22 protein-coding genes are annotated in these 21,229 nt (G+C 63.7%); 17 read left to right on the top strand and 5 right to left on the bottom strand.

The genetic code is table 11. The features are described from left to right. Position 1: 1 nt before the first annotated feature. Both PVZ80_RS07000 and PVZ80_RS07005 read right to left on the bottom strand, forming a co-directional pair. The gene (locus PVZ80_RS07000; protein WP_009047808.1) at positions 2-772 is read right to left on the bottom strand and encodes a 2OG-Fe(II) oxygenase; all 771 of its coding nucleotides are present in this window, start codon (positions 770-772) and stop codon (positions 2-4) included. Between the two features lie 101 nt (positions 773-873). Next, positions 874-1,500: a hypothetical protein gene (locus PVZ80_RS07005; RefSeq protein ID WP_009047809.1), complete on the bottom strand. Its 627-nt coding sequence runs from the start codon at positions 1,498-1,500 to the stop codon at positions 874-876. Positions 1,501-1,591: 91 nt separating this feature from the next. Between PVZ80_RS07005 and PVZ80_RS07010 the strand changes: the two genes are divergently transcribed. Beyond that, complete coding sequence (locus PVZ80_RS07010) at positions 1,592-2,575, top strand: LysR family transcriptional regulator (protein WP_009047810.1); 984 nt, start codon at positions 1,592-1,594, stop codon at positions 2,573-2,575. A 76-nt stretch (positions 2,576-2,651) separates the two neighbouring features. On the opposite strand, the gene PVZ80_RS07015 is transcribed toward PVZ80_RS07010, so the two are convergent. Next, positions 2,652-3,059 (bottom strand): PA2817 family protein, encoded by a 408-nt coding sequence (locus tag PVZ80_RS07015; RefSeq protein WP_007931642.1) that lies wholly within the window; start codon positions 3,057-3,059, stop codon positions 2,652-2,654. 84 nt (positions 3,060-3,143) lie between these two features. Further along, positions 3,144-5,591, bottom strand: a complete 2,448-nt coding sequence (locus tag PVZ80_RS07020) for an acyl-CoA dehydrogenase (protein WP_273863587.1) — start codon at positions 5,589-5,591, stop codon at positions 3,144-3,146. A gap of 245 nt (positions 5,592-5,836) precedes the next feature. Here PVZ80_RS07020 and PVZ80_RS07025 point away from each other — a divergent pair, with 245 nt between their 5' ends. The 4 genes from PVZ80_RS07025 to PVZ80_RS07040 all read left to right on the top strand — a co-directional run bounded on the left by PVZ80_RS07025 (position 5,837) and on the right by PVZ80_RS07040 (position 9,003). Next, positions 5,837-6,496 (top strand): transglutaminase-like domain-containing protein, encoded by a 660-nt coding sequence (locus PVZ80_RS07025; RefSeq protein ID WP_273863588.1) that lies wholly within the window; start codon positions 5,837-5,839, stop codon positions 6,494-6,496. Positions 6,497-6,538: 42 nt separating this feature from the next. Then, positions 6,539-7,162 carry a glutathione S-transferase family protein gene (locus PVZ80_RS07030; RefSeq protein ID WP_053268525.1) on the top strand — a complete coding sequence of 208 codons (624 nt, stop codon included), beginning with the start codon at positions 6,539-6,541 and terminating at the stop codon, positions 7,160-7,162. A 132-nt stretch (positions 7,163-7,294) separates the two neighbouring features. After that, positions 7,295-8,227: an ABC transporter ATP-binding protein gene (locus PVZ80_RS07035; protein ID WP_009047814.1), complete on the top strand. Its 933-nt coding sequence runs from the start codon at positions 7,295-7,297 to the stop codon at positions 8,225-8,227. After that, a complete protein-coding gene (locus PVZ80_RS07040; protein WP_007931651.1) occupies positions 8,224-9,003 on the top strand; it encodes an ABC transporter permease in 780 nt (259 codons plus the stop codon). Before PVZ80_RS07035 ends, PVZ80_RS07040 begins: the two co-directional genes overlap by 4 nt. Before the next feature lie 48 nt (positions 9,004-9,051). Here the strand turns inward: PVZ80_RS07040 and PVZ80_RS07045 are convergent, their stop codons facing one another. Next, positions 9,052-9,567: a DUF2062 domain-containing protein gene (locus tag PVZ80_RS07045; RefSeq protein WP_009047815.1), complete on the bottom strand. Its 516-nt coding sequence runs from the start codon at positions 9,565-9,567 to the stop codon at positions 9,052-9,054. A 148-nt stretch (positions 9,568-9,715) separates the two neighbouring features. Here PVZ80_RS07045 and PVZ80_RS07050 point away from each other — a divergent pair, with 148 nt between their 5' ends. The 12 genes from PVZ80_RS07050 to PVZ80_RS07105 all read left to right on the top strand — a co-directional run bounded on the left by PVZ80_RS07050 (position 9,716) and on the right by PVZ80_RS07105 (position 21,189). Continuing rightward, positions 9,716-11,947 (top strand): DNA internalization-related competence protein ComEC/Rec2, encoded by a 2,232-nt coding sequence (locus PVZ80_RS07050; protein ID WP_273863589.1) that lies wholly within the window; start codon positions 9,716-9,718, stop codon positions 11,945-11,947. A 102-nt stretch (positions 11,948-12,049) separates the two neighbouring features. After that, positions 12,050-12,685, top strand: coding sequence for a MotA/TolQ/ExbB proton channel family protein (locus PVZ80_RS07055; RefSeq protein ID WP_009047817.1), 636 nt, complete (start codon positions 12,050-12,052; stop codon positions 12,683-12,685). After that, positions 12,682-13,110, top strand: a complete 429-nt coding sequence (locus PVZ80_RS07060) for an ExbD/TolR family protein (protein ID WP_009047818.1) — start codon at positions 12,682-12,684, stop codon at positions 13,108-13,110. Before PVZ80_RS07055 ends, PVZ80_RS07060 begins: the two co-directional genes overlap by 4 nt. Then, positions 13,110-14,120, top strand: coding sequence for a tetraacyldisaccharide 4'-kinase (lpxK, locus tag PVZ80_RS07065; protein ID WP_273863591.1), 1,011 nt, complete (start codon positions 13,110-13,112; stop codon positions 14,118-14,120). The genes PVZ80_RS07060 and lpxK overlap by 1 nt, the downstream gene beginning before the upstream one ends. Before the next feature lie 23 nt (positions 14,121-14,143). Then, a complete protein-coding gene (locus tag PVZ80_RS07070) occupies positions 14,144-14,329 on the top strand; it encodes a Trm112 family protein (RefSeq protein WP_007931663.1) in 186 nt (61 codons plus the stop codon). Further along, the gene (gene kdsB, locus PVZ80_RS07075) at positions 14,326-15,090 is read left to right on the top strand and encodes a 3-deoxy-manno-octulosonate cytidylyltransferase (RefSeq protein ID WP_016702178.1); all 765 of its coding nucleotides are present in this window, start codon (positions 14,326-14,328) and stop codon (positions 15,088-15,090) included. Before PVZ80_RS07070 ends, kdsB begins: the two co-directional genes overlap by 4 nt. Beyond that, positions 15,090-15,554 carry a low molecular weight protein-tyrosine-phosphatase gene (locus PVZ80_RS07080; RefSeq protein ID WP_007931667.1) on the top strand — a complete coding sequence of 155 codons (465 nt, stop codon included), beginning with the start codon at positions 15,090-15,092 and terminating at the stop codon, positions 15,552-15,554. Before kdsB ends, PVZ80_RS07080 begins: the two co-directional genes overlap by 1 nt. Next, positions 15,551-16,570: a UDP-N-acetylmuramate dehydrogenase gene (gene murB, locus PVZ80_RS07085; protein WP_009047822.1), complete on the top strand. Its 1,020-nt coding sequence runs from the start codon at positions 15,551-15,553 to the stop codon at positions 16,568-16,570. The genes PVZ80_RS07080 and murB overlap by 4 nt, the downstream gene beginning before the upstream one ends. A 248-nt stretch (positions 16,571-16,818) precedes the next feature. Continuing rightward, entirely contained in the window at positions 16,819-17,289 is a 471-nt protein-coding gene (locus PVZ80_RS07090; protein WP_016702177.1) for a (2Fe-2S)-binding protein, read from the top strand. Beyond that, on the top strand, positions 17,286-19,604 hold the full coding sequence (locus PVZ80_RS07095; protein ID WP_273863592.1) for a xanthine dehydrogenase family protein molybdopterin-binding subunit: 2,319 nt from the start codon (positions 17,286-17,288) through the stop codon (positions 19,602-19,604). Before PVZ80_RS07090 ends, PVZ80_RS07095 begins: the two co-directional genes overlap by 4 nt. Further along, positions 19,604-20,599: an XdhC family protein gene (locus PVZ80_RS07100; protein ID WP_016702175.1), complete on the top strand. Its 996-nt coding sequence runs from the start codon at positions 19,604-19,606 to the stop codon at positions 20,597-20,599. The genes PVZ80_RS07095 and PVZ80_RS07100 overlap by 1 nt, the downstream gene beginning before the upstream one ends. Beyond that, entirely contained in the window at positions 20,596-21,189 is a 594-nt protein-coding gene (locus PVZ80_RS07105) for a nucleotidyltransferase family protein (protein WP_273863594.1), read from the top strand. The genes PVZ80_RS07100 and PVZ80_RS07105 overlap by 4 nt, the downstream gene beginning before the upstream one ends. Positions 21,190-21,229: the final 40 nt, after the last annotated feature.

Consider the following 21,229-nt stretch of genomic DNA (forward strand, 5'->3'; position numbering starts at 1 on the left):
TTCAACTCCAGAAGGTCAGGGGGGACGAGCTGCCGCGATAGCCGACAAAAAAGGAAAGGCTCAGGCGCGGGTTGGCCACCCCCGGGGTGACGGCGTGCATGCGCCTTGAATTGAACATGATGAAATCCCCGGGCTCCGGGCGGACTTCCAGCGAGGGTGTGCCGAGCAGGGTGGGATCGATGCCGTAGCTGTCGCCGCGCATCTCGTCGAACTGGTCGGGTGAAATATCGTGATTCCACATCTGCAGGGCGCCGCCGGCCTCGGGCATGTTCAGATAGAGGTTGCAGGCGAACTGCGCTTCCAGGCTGTGGGCCTGGAAGCTGTCGGGGGCGTCCTTGGCGAAAATGTCGTGATGGGCGAGGAAGCACACGCCGGGCTTCACCACCCGGGACAGGCCGACGTACATCTTGCGCCCGTACAGGTTTTCCAGGTGGGCGCCAGCGGGCCAGGACTCGTCGAGCATGCAGCGCAGGGTGTCGACAGGAGAGGCGTAGGGCGCGCAGCGCGAACGCAGTTCGTCGATGTTGGCGGTGGCGCGCTCGAAATAGTCCTCGATCAGCAGCGGCTGGTTTTCCGCTTCGTAAAACGCCATGCCGATACGGCCGATGCTGGGAGCGTTGATGTAGCCCTCGAAGCCGGGAGCGAGAATCTTGTCGCCCAGCTGGATCGCCTGGGCGTGCGGCAGGAAGTTCTTGATGCGCAGGGCGAGCACTTGTTCCTGGGCCAGTTTTTTTATGCACGTCTCATCGAGACGCTCGACGTCAAGCATCATCTGCAGATCCCTCTATCCGATAGTCGTCGAACCCGCGCACGCGGGTTTCCCCTGTGTCAGGCGATGCGTCGCGTGATGTGCAAGGCGACACCGCCGATGAATCAGTCCACGTGGTAGTGAACCGAAAGCATTCCTTTCTTTTGCGAGAGGGAGGCGATAGTGACGTTGCCCAATTCCTTCAGGCGCTTCACGTGGGTACCACCGCAACCATAGGCGGGAAGCTCGCCAAAACCGATTTCCCGCGAACCTTCACGCAGCGAGACCAGGCGCGGCAGGTCGGCGGCAATCCAGTGATCGATGCCATTCTGCAGGCTGTCGACGTCGAGTTCCTGCGGACTGTCGCCGGGCTTGAAGGACACGCGGCCCTCGCCAGGCCAGTGATGGGCCTTGACCGGGACCCAGCCGCGGGTTTCGCCGAAATGGCCGATCAGGTGCCCGGCCGAGTGCATGCGGGTATTGAACTGGCGGCGCTGTTCATCGACCTGGACCTGGACCATGCCCGGTTGCACCGGCTGGCTGACGTAATGAACGATCCGTTCGGGTTCCTGGACCACGCGCAATACCTGGCTTTCGCCGATCCAGCCGGTATCGCAGGGTTGGCCGCCGCCTTGGGGATGAAAAATCGTGGCACGCAGGACCACCGCGAATTCGTTGTCCTGCGGGGTGCATTCGAGCACTTCAACGTTGGCCTTGAGTTCATCATTATGAAAAAAGAGGCGAAGCGTCATATTCCGTGCCCTTATTAAAATGTCTTTTTTAATTATATGGTGCGGCGGAATTGCGTGATAATCCGTTCAAACCTCAAAGGACTGTTGTGCTGTGAGCATAAATCTCCCCCTTCCGCTGCTGGGTGAAATGGCGATTTTCGTCAAGGTCGTCGAGGTCGGCAGCTTCTCCGAAGCCGCGCGCCAGCTGGGCTCTTCACCGTCGGCGGTGAGCCGCAGCATTTCCCGGCTGGAGAAGGCGCTGGCGATTCGCCTGCTGCAACGCACCACGCGCAAGTTGCGCTTGAGCGAAGGGGGCGAGGAGGTGTTCAAGCGTTGCAGCGAGATGGTCAGCGCTGCCAAGTCGGTGATGGAAATCAGCGGTCAATTCACCCATGAGGCCGAAGGGCTGGTGCGGGTCAGCGTGCCCAAGGCGGTGGGGCGTTTTGTCGTGCATCCCTATATGCCCGAGTTTCTGCGGCGCTATCCCAAGGTCGATGTCGAGTTGTTATTGGAAGATCGCAACATCGACCTGATCGACGATAACGTCGACCTGGCCATCCGCATCACCGATCGACCGCCGGCGGGGCTGGTCGGGCGCCAGTTGCTGACCATCGACCATATGCTGTGCGCCACGCCGCAGTACCTGGCCGAGCACGGGACGCCGAGCCATCCCCACGACCTGCTCAACCACAGCTGCATTTACCTGGGCGAAACCCCCAGTGATGCGCGCTGGAAGTTCAAGAAGGGCAGCAAGTCGGTGACCGTCGGCGTGCGCGGGCGTTATGCGGCCAATCACACCGGGGTAAGGCTGGGGGCAGTGCTGGAGCATATTGGCATCGGCAGCTTGCCATACTTCACCGCGCGGCATGCCCTGGAGCAGGGCTTGCTGGTGCAGGTACTGCCGGACTGGACGTTTCTCGCCTCCTACCATGGCGGTGCCTGGTTGCTGCATTCGCCGACCCGTTACCTGCCGCCGAAGCTGCGGGTATTCATCGATTACCTGGTGGAGTGCCTGGCCAAGGAGCCGACCTTGAGCCGGCAGGGCAAGCAGGAAGCCAAAGGCTACGAACAGCCCGAAGGCGATGGCGCCGGCTGAGCCAGCCGCTCATGGGCAGGAAAACAAAAGGCCCGCCGGTTCAACCGTGCGGGCCTTTGGAGTGTCCGGGCCGGACTCAGTGCTTGCTGTCCTGGGCGGAGAGCGCCAGCAGCTGCTTTTCCTGGTTCCAGTCGAACGGTTCATCGTTCTGCTCGGCCTCGTAGCGGCGTTCTTCAAGCGCCTGGTACAGGTCGATTTCTTCGTCGGGCATGTAGTGCAGGCAATCCCCGGCGAAGAACCACAGCAGGTCGCGCGGTACCAGATGGGCGACCTGTGGATAACGCTGCATCACCTGGCACAGCAGGTCCTGGCCCAGGTACTGGCTTTCGATCGGGTCGATCGGCAGCGAGGCGCGCAGTTCGTCGAAGCGTTCCAGGAACAAGGCATGGCTTTCTTCGGGAACCTGCTCGGCTTCACCCACGGCGACCAGGATACTGCGCAAATGGTCGAGCAGGACGAGGTGATCGGCGACGACGTTGGACATGACATGAGTCCTCAACAGCAAAACGGGCGCGGGAGTATATAGCTCCCGCGCCCGGTTTCATAATCCGCCTGACGGTCTTGCGCCTTAGCGGGTTTTCCCTTCGCTCAGGGTCAGCTCTTCCTTGGCGAAGTCATCGACGTCGATGACTTTGCGGCGGGCGGCTTCAGCCTCGCGCAGGGTCTGGGCTTCCACCGGTTGCAATACGCCGGCTTCCAGCGCGGCGTCGATGGCATGTTCGCCGGCGACCGGTTTGAGCTGGCCGCTTTTCAGCGCCTCGTGCAGTTTTTTCTGCAGAGGATGGCTGGCGCTCAACAAGTCGAAGGCCTGTTGCAGGGCGCCGACCGGGTCCTCTGCCGATTGTGGGCGGTAGCAGCCAGCCAGCAGTTCTTCCAGGGTCGGGTCGCCCTTGGCCCGGCCGATGATCGCGGCGACCTCGGCATCCAGTTCATCGGACGGGCCTTTGTGGCGGCGGCCGAAGGGGAAGACCACCACCCGTAGCAGGCAACCCAGCACCCGGTTCGGGAAGTTCTCGAGCAGTTCGTCCAGCGCCCGTTCCGACTGGCCGAGGCTTTCTTCCATGGCCCAGGTGAACAGTGGCTGCAGATGCTCCGGCGAATCCAGGTCGTGGTAGCGCTTGAGGGCGGCGGAGGCCAGGTACATATGGCTGAGCACGTCGCCGAGGCGTGCCGACAGGCGTTCGCGACGTTTCAGTTCGCCACCCAGCAGCATCATGCTCAGGTCGGCCAGCATGGCGAAGGCCGCGGCCTGGCGGTTGAGGGCACGGAAATAGCCCTGGCTGAGCTTGTCCCCCGGCGCTTGTTCCAAGTGCCCCAGGCCCAGGTTCAGCACCAGGGTGCTGGCCGCGTTGCTCACGGCAAAGCCGATGTGCTTGAGCAGCAGGCCGTCGAATTCGACCAGCGCCTGATCGTGGTCTTCGCGATCGGCCAGGGCCATTTCCTTGAGCACGAACGGATGGCAGCGAATGGCGCCCTGGCCGAAGATCATCAGGTTGCGCGAGAGGATGTTCGCGCCCTCCACGGTGATGAAGATCGGCGCTCCTTGCCAACTGCGGCCCAGGTAGTTGTTCGGGCCCATGATGATGGCCTTGCCGCCGTGCACGTCCATGGCGTGGCTGATGCACTCGCGGCCGCGTTCGGTCAGGTGGTACTTGAGAATCGCCGACAGTACCGAGGGCTTTTCCCCCAGGTCGACGGCATTGGCCGTGAGCATGCGTGCGCTGTCCATCAGCCAGGCGTTGCCGCCGATGCGGGCCAGGGCTTCCTGGATGCCTTCGAAGGCGTTGAGCGGGACGTTGAACTGCTCACGCACCTGGGCATATTGGCCGGTCACCAGGCTGGTGAACTTGGCCGCGCCGGTGCCGACGGCCGGCAGGGAAATGGAGCGGCCGACCGACAGGCAGTTCATCAGCATCATCCAGCCCTTGCCGAGCATTTCCTGGCCGCCGATAAGGAAGTCCAGGGGGATGAACACGTCCTTGCCGGAGTTCGGGCCGTTCATGAAGGCGGCGCCGAGCGGCAGGTGGCGGCGGCCGATTTCCACGCCGGGGGTGTCGGTCGGAATCAGCGCCAGGCTGATCCCCAGGTCTTCATCCTCGCCCAGCAGGTGGTCCGGGTCGTAGGCCTTGAAGGCCAGGCCGAGGAGGGTGGCGACCGGGCCCAGGGTGATGTAGCGCTTTTCCCAGTTCAGGCGCAGGCCGATGGTTTCCTCGCCTTGCCATTGGCCTTTGCAGATCACCCCGGTATCGGGCATGGCGCCAGCGTCGGAACCGGCCAGCGGGCCGGTGAGGGCGAAGCACGGGATATCGTCGCCACGGGCCAGCCGCGGCAGGTAGTGGTTACGCTGTTCGTCGGTGCCGTAATGCAGCAGCAATTCGGCCGGGCCGAGGGAGTTGGGGACCATCACGGTGGACGCCAGGTCGCCGCTGCGGGTTGCCAGTTTCATCGCCACTTGCGAGTGGGCATAGGCGGAGAAACCCTTGCCGCCGAACTCCTTGGGAATGATCAGGGCAAAGAAGCCGTGTTGCTTGATGTGCTCCCAGGCCGCGGGCGGCAGATCCATGGACTGGCCGATCTGCCAGTCGCTGACCATGGCGCACAGTTCTTCGGTGGGGCCGTCGATGAAGGCCTGTTCCTCTTCGCTCAGTTGCGCTTTCGGGTAGGCCAGCAGTTTGTTCCAGTCCGGACGGCCGCTGAACAGTTCACCGTCCCACCAGACCGTGCCGGCATCGATAGCGTCGCGTTCGGTTTGCGACATCGGCGGCAGGACTTTCTGGAACCAGCTGAACAGCGGGGCGCTGAAGTACTTGCGGCGCAGGTCGGGCAGTAGCAAGGGCGCCGCCACCGCGGCCAGCAATACCCAGAAGATCAGCAGCAACCAGCCCGGTGCATGGCTGAAGGCGCCCATGGCCAGCAGGTAGACGGCCACCACGCCCAGGGCGGGCAGGGGGGCGATGCGGCGGTGGGCCAGGTAGGCAATACCGACCAGCAGAACCAGTATCCACAACAACAGCATATTTAATCCTCCGTGAAGCCAGGGGCAAAATCACCCAAAGAGCTTAGTCGGCATCCGACAAAAGGGGTGACAGGGCAGTGCGCTTGAAGCGGTAAGAAGAAGCGGACGCAGCGCGTCAGGCATCGGGTCAGCAGCTTGTCGATCTTGTCAGGCTCGAAGCGGCAGCCTCTGATGTTTGGCCGAAACGTCGTTATCGCTGGGATGAGGCCGTCGTTAGACTCGAGACTTCACTCGGAGATATCCCCATGCACGAGTACTTGAGTCCCAGCCGCTTCATCGATAGTGACCATCCCGCGGTGGTGGAGTTCGCGGAAACTCATCGTGGCCCCAACAGCGATCCGCTGGAGCAGGCGGTGAACCTCTATTACGCGGTGCGCGAGGCCGTGCGCTACAACCCCTACACCTTCAGTCGCGACCCCGAGACCCTGCGTGGCAGCCATGCCCTGGCCGCGGGCGAAAGTTACTGCGTGCCCAAGGCCACCCTGCTCGCCGGTTGTGCGCGGCATTGCGGGATTGCCGCGCGGATCGGCCTGGCGGACGTGCGCAATCACCTGTCGACCCCGCGTTTGCTGGAATTGCTGCGCAGCGACGTGTTTGCCATGCACGGTTATACCGAGCTGTACCTGCAAGGGCGCTGGGTCAAGGCCACGCCAGCGTTCAACCGGAAACTCTGCGAGATGTACGATGTGGCGCCACTGGAGTTCGATGGCCGCCACGACAGCGTATTCCACCCCTTCAACCGCCAGGGCGAGCAGATGATGGAGTACGTGCTGGACCACGGACAATTCGCCGATGTCCCCGAGACCTTCTTCTTCAAACACCTGGAAACCTGTTATCCGCACCTGTTCGGCGAGCAGATGCCGATGCTGCTGGGCGACATGCAGAGTGATTTGAGTCAGGTCTGATCCGGCGTAGACTGCCTCGGCATTCATCACTGAGGAGCGGTCATGCTGAAGATCTGGGGTCGGAAAAACTCGTCGAATGTCAGGAAAGCATTGTGGTGCGCCGAAGAACTCGGCCTGACCTACGAGGCGGTGGATGCCGGTGGCGCCTTCGGTGTGGTGGATACCCCGGCGTATCGGGCGATGAACCCCAATGGGCGGATTCCGCTGATCGAGGACGACGGCTTCGTGCTGTGGGAATCCAACACCATCGTGCGTTATCTCGTCGCGCGCCATGCCGCCGGTACGGCCTGGTACCCGGACGATGTGCGGGCGCGGGCCTCGGCCGAGAAGTGGATGGACTGGACCACCTCGACCTTTGCCGAACCCTTCCGCCACCTGTTCTGGGGTGTGCTGCGCACGCCGGCGCAGCAGCAGGACTGGGACAAGATCAATGCCGCGCTGCACAACTGCGGCGAACTGCTGGCAGTGGTCGACCAGGCCCTGGCCGAACATCCCTACCTGTCCGGCGACGAAATCGGCATGGGCGATATCCCCCTGGGCAGTTTCATTTATGCCTGGTTCGAAATGCCCATCGAGCGCCCGCCATTGTCTAATCTGCAAGCCTGGTACGCACGCTTGCAGCAGCGTCCGGCCTATCGCAAGGCGGTGATGACCGCGTTGACTTAATACTGACTATCAACACAGGTGACTGTACTTGTGCGGCGTCGGCAAGCACCATTGGGTGTATCCGGCGCCGTTGCAATGCAGGCGATCCGCCCTTACCTATAATGTTCTCCCTTCTTGGTGCGTAAATCCGATATGAGTTCCGCTCTGTCCATCCGGCAGCTAACCAAAACCTACGGCAACGGTTTCCAGGCCCTGAGTGGTATCGATCTGGATGTCGCCGAAGGTGACTTCTTCGCCTTGCTCGGCCCCAACGGTGCCGGCAAATCCACCACCATCGGCATCCTCTCGACCCTGGTGAACAAGACCAGCGGCACGGTGAGTGTCTTCGGCCATGACCTGGACCGCGAGCCCGCCGCGCTCAAGCGTTGCATCGGCGTGGTGCCGCAGGAGTTCAACTTCAACCAGTTCGAGAAGACCTTCGACATCGTCGTGACCCAGGCCGGTTACTACGGCATCCCGACCAAGGTCGCCAAGGAGCGGGCCGAGCAGTACCTGACCCAGCTCGGGCTGTGGGACAAGCGTGATGTGCCGTCGCGCTCGCTGTCCGGCGGCATGAAGCGCCGGCTGATGATCGCCCGCGCCCTGGTGCACGAGCCGCGCCTGTTGATCCTCGACGAACCAACCGCTGGCGTGGACATCGAGCTGCGTCGTTCGATGTGGACCTTCCTCACCGAACTGAACCAGAAAGGCATCACCATCATCCTCACCACCCATTACCTGGAGGAGGCTGAGCAGCTGTGCCGCAACATCGGCATCATCGACCACGGCACCATCGTCGAGAACACCAGCATGCGCCAGCTGCTCAGCCAGCTGCATGTGGAAACCTTCCTGCTCGACCTGAAGACCGACATGAAGGTGGCGCCGCAACTGATCGGCTATCCGAGCAAGCTGGTCGACAGTCACACCCTGGAAGTCCAGGTCGACAAGGCCGTGGGCATCACCGCGCTGTTCAGCCAGTTGGCCCAGCAGAACATCGAAGTGCTGAGCCTGCGTAACAAAACCAATCGCCTTGAGGAGTTGTTCGTGTCCCTGGTGGAGAAAAACCTGTCGAAGGTGGCGGTATGAGTTCCGAGCTACGGCCCAACCTTGTCGCGCTGAACACCATCGTCTATCGCGAAGTCCGGCGTTTTACCCGGATCTGGCCGCAAACCCTGCTGCCGCCGGCGATCACCATGGTTCTGTACTTTGTGATCTTCGGCAACCTGATCGGCCGGCAGATCGGCGACATGGGCGGTTTCACCTACATGGAGTACATCGTGCCGGGCCTGATCATGATGTCGGTGATCACCAACTCCTACGGCAACGTGGTCTCGAGTTTCTTCGGCAGCAAGTTCCAGCGCTCCATCGAGGAATTGATGGTGTCGCCGGTGTCGCCGCACACCATCCTCATCGGCTACACCCTGGGCGGTGTGCTGCGGGGGCTGGCGGTGGGCGTGATCGTGACGCTGCTGTCGCTGTTCTTCACCCATCTGCAAGTGCATCACCTGGGCATTACCTTGCTGGTGGTGGTCCTGACCGCGACCATCTTTTCGCTGCTGGGCTTTATCAACGCGGTATTTGCACGCAACTTCGACGATATCTCGATCATCCCGACCTTCGTGCTGACCCCGCTGACTTATCTGGGCGGAGTGTTCTACTCCATCACCCTGCTGCCACCGTTCTGGCAGACGGTGTCGCTGGCCAACCCCGTGCTGCATATGGTCAACGCCTTCCGTTTCGGCATCCTGGGGGTTTCCGACATCCAGATCAGCGTGGCCATTACCTTCATGCTGGTCGCCACCGTGGTCCTGTACTTCGGTTGTGCCCGCCTGCTGGTCAGTGGTCGCGGCATGCGCCAGTAAGCCTGCGCAGATACAACAACGGCCTCCCTCGGGAGGCCGTTTGCGTTTCTACAGCCGGCTCTGCCTGCGGCGGCGCCATTGCCGGCCGACCCACCAGCGCCAATACAGCATGGTCAGGCAATAGGCGAGGGCGCCCAGCACCAGGCCGGCCACCACCGAGCCCAGCAGGAAGGGTTGCCAGAGAGTCGAGAGTTCGCCGCTGATCCATTCCCAGGTCAGCTCGTCGGGCAGGGTCCGGGCGGGCACGTTCATCAACCAGGCACCGACCTGATAGGTGCAGAAAAACACCGGCGGCATGGTGATCGGATTGGTCAGCCAGACCAGGCTCACGGCAATCGGCATGTTGCCGCGCACGGAAATGGCCAGCACCGCGGCGAGCAACATTTGCGCCGGGATCGGCATGAAGGCCGCGAACAGGCCGACCGCCATGGCGCGTGCCACGGAGTGCCGGTTGAGGTGCCAGAGGTTGGGGTCATGCAGCAACGTGCCAAGAAAGCGTAAGGACTTGTGTTCCCTGATGCTGGTTGGATCTGGCATGTAACGTTTGAATAGGCGCCGGGGCATAAGGCTTCTCGGTCAGTTCAAGCGGCAAGTATGCCCGGATTCTAGAAGGCGCCCATTCAGACTTTGTGACAAATGATAAAGCTGGCGCCCTGTCCGCTGAGCTAAGCCAGAGAGTGGGAACACTCAAAAACTGCTCAAGGACGGGCTTATGCGCACAGGGATGCTGGCGTTGGCGGCGGGGCTTTTGAGCCTGCGCTTTTTGCCGGCGCTGCCAGCGATCGGATGGCTGGCAGTGCTGCCGGTGGTGGCCTTGATGCTGCTGCCGTTTCGCACCTATCCATTGGCTTTTTTCCTGTTGGGCCTGGCGTGGGCTTGCGTGAGTGCGCAATGGGCGCTGGACGATCGTTTGCCGGAACCGCTCGACGGACAGACCCGCTGGCTTGAGGGCCGGGTAGTGGGACTGCCGCAGCAGGCCGAGGGCGTGCTGCGTTTCGAACTGGAAGGCGGGCGGGCACGGCGCGGACGGATTCCCCAGCGCCTGCGCCTGGCCTGGTATGGCGGGCCGCCGGTGCACAGCGGCGAACGCTGGCGCCTGGCGGTAAAACTCAAGCGGCCCGCTGGGCTGGTCAATCTGCAGGCCTTCGATCACGAGGCCTGGCTGCTGGCCCAGCGCATTGGCGCCACGGGCACGGTCAAGGATGGGCAACTGCTGGCCGCCACGCAGGAGAGCTGGCGTGCGCGCATTCGCCAACGCTTGCTGCAAGTCGATGCCCAGGGGCGCGCCGGTGGCCTGGCGGCCCTGGTGCTGGGTGACGGCTCGGGGCTGAGCCGGGAGGATTGGCGTGTCCTGCAAGACACCGGGACCGTGCACCTGATGGTGATTTCCGGGCAGCACATCAGTTTGCTGGCCGCGGTGATGTACGCCCTGGTGGCGGGGCTGGCCCGCTACGGCCTGTGGCCCGGACGTTGGCCCTGGCTGCCCTGGGCCTGTGGGCTGGCATTCGCTTCGGCCCTGGGTTACGGGTTGCTGGCGGGCTTCGATGTGCCGGTGCGTCGCGCCTGTGTGATGGTTGCCCTGGTGCTGATCTGGCGCCTGCGCTTTCGTCACCTGGGCGCCTGGTGGCCGTTCCTGCTGGCGTTGAATGCGGTGCTGTTGTTCGAGCCCCTGGCCAGCCTGCAGCCAGGGTTCTGGCTGTCCTTTACCGCGGTGGCGGTGCTGATCCTGATCTTTGGCGGGCGTCTGGGGGGCTGGCGCTGGTGGCAGTCCTGGACCCGTATTCAATGGTTGATCGCCATCGGCCTGTGCCCGGTGCTGCTGGCGCTGGGGTTGCCCATCAGCCTCAGCGGGCCGCTGGCCAATCTGCTGGCGGAACCCTGGATCAGTCTGTTGGTGCTGCCGCCGGCGTTGCTCGGGACCTTGTTGCTGGCGGTGCCTTACCTGGGCGAAGGCCTGCTCTGGCTGGCCGGTGGTTTGCTGGATTTATTGTTCCGCGGTCTGGCGCTATTGGCTGCCCAATGGCCGGCGTGGATAGCACCGGCCATACCGCTCTGGGCCTGGAGCATCAGTGCGCTGGGGGCCTTTCTGCTGTTGTTGCCCGCGGGTGTGCCGCTGCGTCCCTTGGGATGGCCGATGCTGCTGTTGATGGTGTTTCCGCCGAAAAACACGCTGCCATACGGCGAGGCGGAAGTCTGGCAGCTGGATGTCGGGCAGGGCCTGGCGGTGCTGGTGCGGACTCGCGAGCACGCGATGCTGTATGACGCCGGCCCGCGTTTTGGTGATTCCGACCTGGGCGCCCGGGTAGTGCTGCCATCGTTGCGTAAGCTGGGCATCGCGCGCCTCGACCTGATGCTGCTCAGCCACGCCGATGCCGATCATGCCGGTGGCGCCGACGCCATCCAGCGCGGCTTGCCGGTGGCCAGGCTGGTCAGCGGCGATCCCGAGGGTTTGCCGGCCTATTTGTCGGCAGAGCCTTGCGCCAGCGGCGAGCAATGGCACTGGGACGGAGTACGGTTTTCTTTGTGGCAATGGACGGATGCGCAGAATGGCAACCAGAAGTCCTGCGTGATGCAGGTCGAGGCCAAGGGCGAGCGTTTGCTGCTGACGGGGGATATCGACGTCCTGGCGGAACGAGCGTTGCTGGATACCCCGCTGGCCGTCGAGACCCATTGGTTGCAGGCGCCGCACCACGGCAGCCGCAGCTCGTCGTCCCCGGCTTTGCTCAAGGCCCTTGCGCCTTCGGCGGTGCTGATTTCCCGAGGGCACGGCAATGGCTTCGGGCATCCGCACCCGCAGGTCGTCGAGCGTTATCGCCAGCAAGGGACTGCCATTTACGACAGCGCGGAGCAAGGAGCGCTACGGTTGATGCTGGGCACCTACACCGAACCGACGAGCCTGCGGGCGCAGCGACGCTTTTGGCGCAAATGGCCACTATCTCCTTAAATAACCGAGAGTTATTAAAGCCTGAAGGCATGCGACATCAGGTTCTTCGGTGCATTCGGCCCCTATGTTAGAGTGGCGCACTTTTTCGAGGGGACTGTCACTGTGTGGGAATTGGTCATATCCGGCGGCTGGATGATGTTGCCGATCATTCTGAGTTCCATTGTCGCGGTCGGCATCATTGCCGAGCGCCTGTGGACCCTGCGGGCCAGCCGCGTTACCCCGCCACATCTGTTGGGCCAGGTGTGGCGCTGGATCAAGGACAAACAGCTGAACAAGGACAAGCTCAAGGAACTGCGCGCCCATTCACCCCTGGGCGAGATCCTGGCCGCCGGCCTGGCCAACTCCAAGCATGGTCGCGAGGTCATGAAAGAGTGCATCGAGGAAGCCGCCGCCCGGGTCATTCACGAACTGGAGCGCTACCTCAATGCCCTCGGCACCATCGCCGCCATGGCGCCGCTGCTGGGCTTGCTGGGTACGGTGCTGGGCATGATCGATATTTTCAGCTCGTTCATGGGCTCGGGCATGACCAGCAACGCCGCGGTGCTGGCCGGTGGTATCTCCAAGGCGCTGATTACCACCGCGTCCGGCCTGATGGTCGGTATCCCGGCGGTGTTCTTCCACCGTTTCCTGCAACGCCGGGTCGATGAGCTGGTGGTTGGCATGGAGCAGGAAGCCATCAAGCTGGTCGAAGTGGTGCAGGGCGACCGCGACGTCGATCTGGCCGAGGGCAAAGCGTGAAATTCCGCCGCAAGCCACGGGAAACCATTGATATCAACCTTGCGTCGTTGATCGACGTGGTGTTTATCCTGCTGCTGTTTTTCGTCGTGACCACCACCTTTACCCGGGAAACCCAGTTGCGCGTCGAGTTGCCGGAGGCCGTCAGCGGCTCGCCGGCCGAAGACCAGCAGACCAAGCAGTTGGATATCGCCATCAGCGCCGACGGGGTGTTTTCGGTGAACAACCAGGTGCTGCCCAAGAGCGACCTGGCCAGCCTGATCGAAGCCTTGCAGAAGGAGTCGGCGGGTGACACCAACCTGCCGCTGTCCATCAGCGCCGATGGCAAGACCCAGCACCAGGCCGTCATTACCGCGATGGACGCCGCCGGCAAGCTCGGTTTCAGCCATCTGCGCATGACCACCGTCGAGGCGGCGCCAGCACCCTGATGGCCATGTCCGATCGTTTGCTCGCTGCCTGGTACAACGGCCATCCCGCGCTGAGCCTGTTGCGGCCCCTGGAATGGCTCTATCGCCGGGTGGTGGTGCGCAAGCGTGAACGCTTCCTGGCCGGCGAGGGCAATGTCTACCAGCCGCCGGTGCCGCTGGTGGTGGTGGGTAATATCACCGTGGGCGGTACCGGCAAGACGCCGCTGATCCTGTGGATGATCGAGCATTGCCAGCGCAGCGGGCTGCGGGTTGGCGTGGTCAGCCGTGGTTACGGCGCCAAGCCGCCGCAGTTGCCATGGCGGGTCGCCGCCGAGCAGAGCGCCGATATCGCTGGCGACGAACCCTTGCTGATCGTCCAGCGCACCGGCGTGCCACTGATGATCGACCCCGACCGCAGCCGCGCCGTGCGGGCCTTGCTGGCCGCCGAGCCGCTGGACCTGATTCTCTCCGACGACGGCATGCAGCATTACCGCATGGCCCGCGACCTCGAACTGGTGCTGATCGATGCCGCGCGCGGCCTGGGCAACCGGCGCTGCCTGCCGGCCGGGCCGCTGCGCGAGCCGGTCGAGCGCCTGCAAAGCGTCGACGCAGTGCTCTACAACGGCGCCAGCGACGATCGTGAGGATGGGTTTGCCTTTCGCCTGGCGCCCACCGCCCTGGTCAATCTGCAAAGCGGCGAACGCCGCGGGCTTGAGCACTTCGCGCCAGGGCAGGCGGTACATGCGGTGGCCGGTATCGGCAATCCGCAACGTTTCTTCACTACCCTTGAAACGCTACACTGGCAGCCTGTCCCGCATGCTTTTGCCGACCACGCCGAATACAGCGCGCAGGCGCTGAGTTTCACCCCGTCGCTGCCGCTGGTCATGACCGAAAAGGATGCGGTGAAGTGCCGCGCCTTCGCGGCTTCCGACTGGTGGTATCTGGCGGTGGATGCTGTGCCATCCCCGGCCTTCGTGGCCTGGTTCGATACACAGCTGATGCGCCTGTTGCCCGCTCGTCTTTTGCCTTAAACGCTTCTATCCAGGGAATTCTCATGGACACCAAATTGCTCGATATCCTCGCTTGCCCGATCTGCAAGGGACCGCTGAAGCTCAGCGCCGACAAGACCGAGCTGATCAGCAAGGGCGCCGGCCTGGCCTATCCGATTCGCGATGGCATCCCGGTCATGCTGGAAAGCGAAGCCCGCACCCTCAGCACCGACGAGCGCCTGGATAAATGACCACAGCCTTTACCGTTGTCATTCCAGCCCGATTCGCCTCCACCCGCCTGCCGGGTAAACCGCTGCAGTTGATCGCCGGCAAGCCGATGATCCAGCACGTCTGGGAACAGGCCTGCAAGAGCGCCGCCCAGCGCGTGGTGGTGGCGACCGACGATGCACGGATCGTCGAGGCCTGCCAGGGTTTCGGTGCCGAAGCGGTGCTGACCCGCGAAGACCACAATTCCGGGACCGATCGCCTGGCGGAAGTCGCCAGCCAGCTGGGCCTGGCGGCAGACGCCATCGTGGTCAATGTCCAGGGCGACGAGCCGTTGATCCCGCCGGCGGTGATCGATCAGGTGGCCGCCAACCTGGCCGCCCACACCGAAGCGAGCATGGCCACCCTGGCCGAGCCGATCGAAGACGTCGAGACTCTGTTCAACCCGAACGTGGTCAAGGTGGTCAGTGACATCAACGGCCTGGCCCTGACCTTCAGCCGCGCCACGTTGCCCTGGGCGCGCGACGCCTTTGCGAAAAACCGCGACCTGCTGCCGGAAGGCGTGCCTTATCGCCGCCATATCGGCATCTATGCCTACCGCGCCGGCTTCCTGCATGACTTCGTCAGCTGGGGCCCGTGCTGGCTGGAAAACACCGAGTCGCTGGAGCAGTTGCGGGCCTTGTGGCACGGCGTGCGCATCCATGTCGCCGATGCCCTGCAAGCGCCGCCCGGTGGCGTCGATACCGCCGAAGACCTTGAGCGCGTTCGTCGCCTGCTGGAGGCCTGATGCGGGTTCTGTTTGTCTGCCTGGGCAATATCTGCCGTTCGCCGACGGCGGAAGGCGTATTGCGCCACAAGTTGCGCGAAGCGGGGCTGGCCGATCGGGTCGAAGTCGCGTCCGCCGGGACCGGCGAATGGCACATCGGCAAGGCGCCGGACAAGCGCAGCCAGCGCGCAGCGCTGTTGCGCGGTTACGACCTGTCGGCCCAGCGCGCCCAGCAGGTCAGCAGTGCGGACTTTGCCCGCTACGACCTGATCCTGGCCATGGACGAGAGCAACCTGCGCAACCTCAAGGCGCTGCAGCCGGCCCAGGGCAAGGCCGAGCTGGACCTGTTCCTGCGCCGCTACGAAGCGGCGGTGGACGAGGTGCCGGATCCTTACTACGACGGTGAGCAAGGTTTCGAGCAGGTGCTGGACTTGATCGAGTACGCCAGCGACCGGCTGGTCATCGAGCTGAAGGGGCGCCTATGAGCTTGCATCTGCAGTCCCAGGTTTCCCTCAAGCCCTTCAATACTTTCGGTGTCGATGTGCGCGCGCAGCTGTTCGCCGAGGCCTACAGCGACGCCGACGTGCGTGAGGCGCTGGCCTATTCGGCGCAGCACCGACTGCCGCTGCTGGTGATCGGCGGCGGCAGCAACCTGCTGTTGACCGCTGATATTCCGGCGCTGGTCTTGCGCATGAGTACCCGGGGCATTCGCCTGCTGAGCGACGATGGCCAGCAAGTGGTGGTCGAGGCCGAGGCCGGCGAGACCTGGCATCCGTTCGTGCAATGGACCCTAGAGCAGGGCTTGTCCGGCCTGGAAAACCTCAGCCTGATCCCGGGGACCGTGGGCGCGGCACCGATGCAGAACATCGGCGCCTATGGGGTCGAGATCAAGGATGTGTTCGCCGGCCTGACCGCGCTGGATCGGCAGAGCGGCGAGCTGCGCGATTTCAGCCTGGAACAATGCCAGTTCGCCTACCGCGACAGCCTGTTCAAGCAAGAGGCCGGCCGCTGGCTGATTCTGCGGGTGCGGTTTGCCCTGGCCCGCAGCGAGCATCTGCATCTGGAGTACGGCCCGGTGCGCCAGCGTTTGAGCGAGCAGGGCATCGAGCAGCCGACGGCCAGCGATGTCAGTCGCGCCATTTGCAGCATCCGCAGCGAAAAGCTGCCGGACCCGACCGTGCTGGGCAATGCCGGCAGCTTCTTCAAGAACCCGGTGGTGCCCGCGGCGCTGGCGGCCGAGATCAGGCAGCGGCATGCGGGGCTGGTGGGTTATCCACAGGCGGATGGACAGGTGAAACTGGCAGCTGGCTGGTTGATCGAGCAGGCGGGCTGGAAAGGGTTTCGCGATGGCGATGCCGGGGTGCATCGCTTGCAGTCGCTGGTGCTGGTCAACTATGGCGGTGCCACGGGCTTGCAGTTGTTGAGCCTGGCGCGAAGGATCCAGCAGGATATCGCGGAGCGCTTCCATGTTCAGCTGGAGATGGAGCCCAATCTCTATTGAGCCCGTTGAGCTAAGCTCAGAGCGCACTAGCAAAGCCTTGCACGGGTTCACACCCTGCAAGGCTTTTTTGTTAATCGCGGCTTAACTTAGCCTGCTAACAATGCAACTATTTGTACCTCCAAAGGCCCGGTGAAGACGTCCCGTCTTCATAAGAGAGCCCATTAGCCTGAGTCGATCTGCTCCTGCAAGTCGTTGTACTCAACGGCAGATTGCTCGACCCCATAAACGGAAAATATGCGGGCGTGCCCATGATTACTCTGAAACTCAACGGTCAAGATCACCAACTGGATGTCACCGAGGACATGCCGCTACTCTGGGCCATCCGCGACGTGGCGGGCTACAACGGCACCAAGTTCGGTTGCGGCATGGGCCTGTGCGGTGCGTGCACCATCCATATCGACGGCTCCCCGGCGCGCAGTTGCATCACGCCGATCGGCTCGGTGGTCGGGCAGAACGTCAGCACCATCGACAACCTGCACAGCGACCCGGTCGGCAAAGTCGTGCAGCAGGCCTGGCTGGACAGCGCGGTGGCCCAGTGCGGCTACTGCCAGGGCGGGCAGATCATGTCGGCCACCGCCTTGCTCAAGGTCAACCCCAACCCCAGCGACGAACAGATCGAAGCCGCCATGGTCGGCAACATCTGCCGTTGCGGCACTTACAACCGGATCAAGACCGCGATCCGCCAGGCGTCCACCCACCTGAAGGAGGCCAAGGCATGAGCCAGCTGCCGAATGATTTTGCTTTGAGCAACCTCAGCCGCCGCGGTTTTCTCAAGGGCGCCGGCGCCACCGGTGCGCTGGTGCTGGCGGCCAGTTGGGGTTGGCAGGATGCCTTTGCCGAAGAGAAGAAATTCGGTGCCGATGGTATGCCCCATGGCTGGGTCGATGACCCCAAGGTGTACGTGAGCATCGCCGCCGATGGCAGCGTGACCGTGCTCTGCAACCGTTCGGAAATGGGCCAGGGCGTGCGTACCAGCCTGAGCATGGTGGTCGCCGACGAACTGGAGGCCGACTGGGCGCTGGTGAAGGTCAAGCAGGCACCGGGCGACGAGGCGCTGTTCGGTAACCAGGACACCGACGGTTCGCGCAGCATGCGCCATTGGTACGAGCCGATGCGGCGCTGCGGCGCGGCCGCCCGGACCATGCTTGAACAAGCGGCGGCCGAGCAGTGGAAAGTCCCGCTGGCCGAGTGCCGGGCGCAGTTGCATAAAGTGATCCACCAGCCGAGCGGCCGTGAACTGGGCTACGGCGCCCTGGCCGCCGCGGCGAGCGCCCTGGCGGTGCCGGCCCGTGACAGTCTGCGCTTGAAGCAGCCGGGCGAATTCCGTTACATCGGCAAGGAGGGCACCCGCGCCATCGACGGTGCGGACATCGTCAACGGCCAGGCGGTCTACGGCGCCGATGTGCATTTCGACGGCATGCTCTTCGCCACGGTTGCGCGCCCACGGGTCTATGGCGGCAAGGTCAAATCCTTCGATGGCAGCGCGGCGCTGAAGGTCCCGGGGGTGATCAAGGTGCTGCAGATCGACAGCCGTCCGCTGCCGTCCGAGTTCCAGCCGCTGGGAGGCGTGGCGGTGATCGCCAGCAACACCTGGGCGGCGATCAAGGGCCGCGAGGCGCTGAAGATCGAATGGGACGATGGCGTCAACGCCGGCTACGACTCGATTGCCTACCGCAAGGAGCTGGAAGCCGCGGCGCTCAAGCCGGGCAAGGTAGTACGCAGCACCGGCAATATCGACGAAGCCATGAGCAGCGCCGACAGCAGCCTGGAAGCCTCCTACTACCTGCCACACCTGGCGCAGGCGCCGATGGAGCCAATGGTCGCCGTGGCGCGCTTCAAGGACGGCCAGTGCGAAGCCTGGGCGCCGAGCCAGGCGCCACAGGTGACCCGCGAACGTATCGCCGAGCGCCTGGGTATTCCCTTCGACAAGGTGACGGTCAACATCACCCTGCTCGGCGGTGGCTTCGGGCGGAAATCCAAGCCCGATTTCATCCTCGAGGCGGCGATCCTCGCCAAGGAAGTGCCGGGCAAGGCGGTGCGGGTGCAATGGACCCGCGAAGACGACATTCACAGCTCTTACTTCCACACCGTGTCGGCGGAATACCTCAAGGCCAGCCTGAACAAGGACGGCATGCCGTCCGGCTGGCTGCACCGCACCGTGGCGCCGAGCATCACTGCGCTGTTCGCCCCGGGCATGAACCATGAGGCCGCCTTCGAGCTGGGCATGGGCTTTACCAACCTGGCCTATGCGATTCCCAACGTGCGCCTGGAAAACCCCGAGGCCGCCGCGCATACCCGGGTTGGCTGGTATCGCTCGGTGTCGAACATCCCCCACGGTTTCGCCATCCAGAGCTTTGTCGACGAACTGGCCCACAAGGCCGGTCAGGACCCGTTGAAGTACCAGCTCAAGCTGCTGGGGCCGGATCGCCGGATCGATCCACGGACCTTGAGCGAAGAATGGAACTATGGCGAGTCGCCGGAGCGTTACCCGATCGATACTGCGCGCATGCGCGGCGTGCTGGAGACCGCGGCCAAGGCGGCGGGTTGGGGACGCAGCCTGCCCAAGGGCCGTGGCCTGGGGCTGGCGGTGCACTACAGCTTCGTCACCTATGTGGCGGCGGTGATCGAGGTCGAGGTCAAGGATGATGGCACCCTGATCGTGCACAAGGCCGATATCGCCGTGGACTGCGGTCCGCAGATCAACCCCGAGCGTATCCGCTCGCAGTTCGAGGGCGCCTGTGTGATGGGCCTGGGCAATGCGGTGGTGGGCGAGATCAGCTTCAAGGACGGCAAGGTCCAGCAGGACAACTTCCATATGTATGAAGTGGCGCGCATGTCCCTGGCGCCGAAGGAGGTTGCCGTGCACCTGGTGACGCCGTCGGGCGATGTGCCGTTGGGTGGTGTCGGTGAGCCGGGCGTGCCGCCGATCGCGCCGGCCCTGTGCAATGCGATCTTTGCCGCCACCGGCAAGCGTATCCGCAACCTGCCAGTGCGTTATCAGCTGCAAGGCTGGCAACAAGCGAGCAAGGCCTGATGGACAGCGTTGATCTGAATGTCCTGCGCAGCGTGCTGGAATGGCGCCGCGCGGGGCAGCGCGTGACCTTGTACAGCGTGGTCCAGACCTGGGGCAGCGCGCCGCGGCCACCGGGCGCCATGCTGGCCTTGCGCGAAGACGGCATGGTGATCGGCTCGGTCTCGGGTGGTTGTATCGAGGACGACCTGATCGCCCGTTTGCACGATGGCCGCCTGCCTCAGGACGGGCCGCCGGTCCAGCTGGTGACCTATGGCGTGACCCGCGAGGAGGCTGCGCGTTTTGGCCTGCCTTGCGGCGGCACCCTGCGCCTGACCGAGGAGCGGGTTGGCGATCCGGCCTGGGTCGCCGAACTGCTGGCGCGTTGCGAGGCGCATGAGATTGTTGCCCGGGAGTTGAACCTGAGCAGCGGCGAAGTGCTGCTGAAGCCGGCCAGCAAGACCGACGTGCTGAGCTTCGATGACACGACCCTGCGGGCGATCTATGGCCCGCGCTGGCGGCTGTTGCTGATCGGCGCCGGGCAGTTGTCGCGGTATGTGGCGGAAATGGCGCGGCTGCTGGACTTCGAAGTGCTGATCTGCGATCCGCGCAAGGAGTTCGTCTACGGCTGGGAAGAGCAGCATGGGCGTTTTGTGGCGGGGATGCCGGACGATGCGGTGCTGAGCATCGAGACCGACGAGCGTACCGCCATTGTCGCGTTGACCCATGACCCGAGGCTGGATGACATGGCGCTGCTGACCGCGCTCAATTCCCGGGCGTTTTACGTCGGGGCGCTGGGTTCTCGGGTCAACAGTCAGAAGCGTCGGGAGAACCTAGCCCAGCTGGGGCTGGAGCCGCAGGCCATCGAACGCTTGCACGGGCCTATCGGCCTGCATATCGGCAGCCATACGCCGGCGGAGATTGCCTTGTCGGTGATGTCGGAGATCGTCGCCATCAAGAACGGCATCGACCTGTTGCAGAAAAAGCCGTCTCAAGTCACTGCGCAGGTGAGCGCTTGAGTCAGTCGCTGTGCGCGGTGGTCCTGGCCGCAGGGCAGGGCAGCCGTTATCGGCAGGCGGCAGGGGCCGGGCAGGACAAGTTGCTGGCTCCATGCCAGGGGCGGGACAGGGTGGTCAGGCCGGTAATCGAACAGGTCTTGAAGAACTTGCCCGCGTTGTTGGCTCGTAGGGTGTTGGTGACAACACCGGATCGCCGCGAAGTCATTACCCTGGCTGAAGCCTATGGCTGCCAGGTGGTGCTTCTGGATTCGCCGGGCATGGGCGACAGCCTCGCGGCCGCCGTTGGGGCCTGCGCCGGTGCCGGTGGCTGGCTGGTGGTGCTGGGGGACATGCCCTTTATCCTGCCGTCGAGTATCGAAAGTGTGGCGCGGGGGCTGGGCGAGCGAATGATCAGGGTACCTGTGCATGACGGTGCCTATGGTCATCCGGTGGCTTTTGGCGCGGCCTTTGGGCAGGCGTTGCAGGGCTTGTCCGGGGATCGAGGCGCCAGGCCATTGTTTGCCGCGGGGCAGGTTGTCGAGGTAGAGCTGGCGGATGCAGGCGTGTTGTGGGACGTGGATGTGCCGCAGGCGTTGGTTTTTACCGGTTGAGATCGTTGTGTTCGCTCTCGCAGCGGGCGTGATGATCAAA

Origin of the sequence: Pseudomonas sp. B3G-3 (assembly GCF_028640915.1) — a bacterium.
GTDB classification, from domain to species: Bacteria; Pseudomonadota; Gammaproteobacteria; order Pseudomonadales; family Pseudomonadaceae; genus Aquipseudomonas; species Aquipseudomonas chlororaphis_I.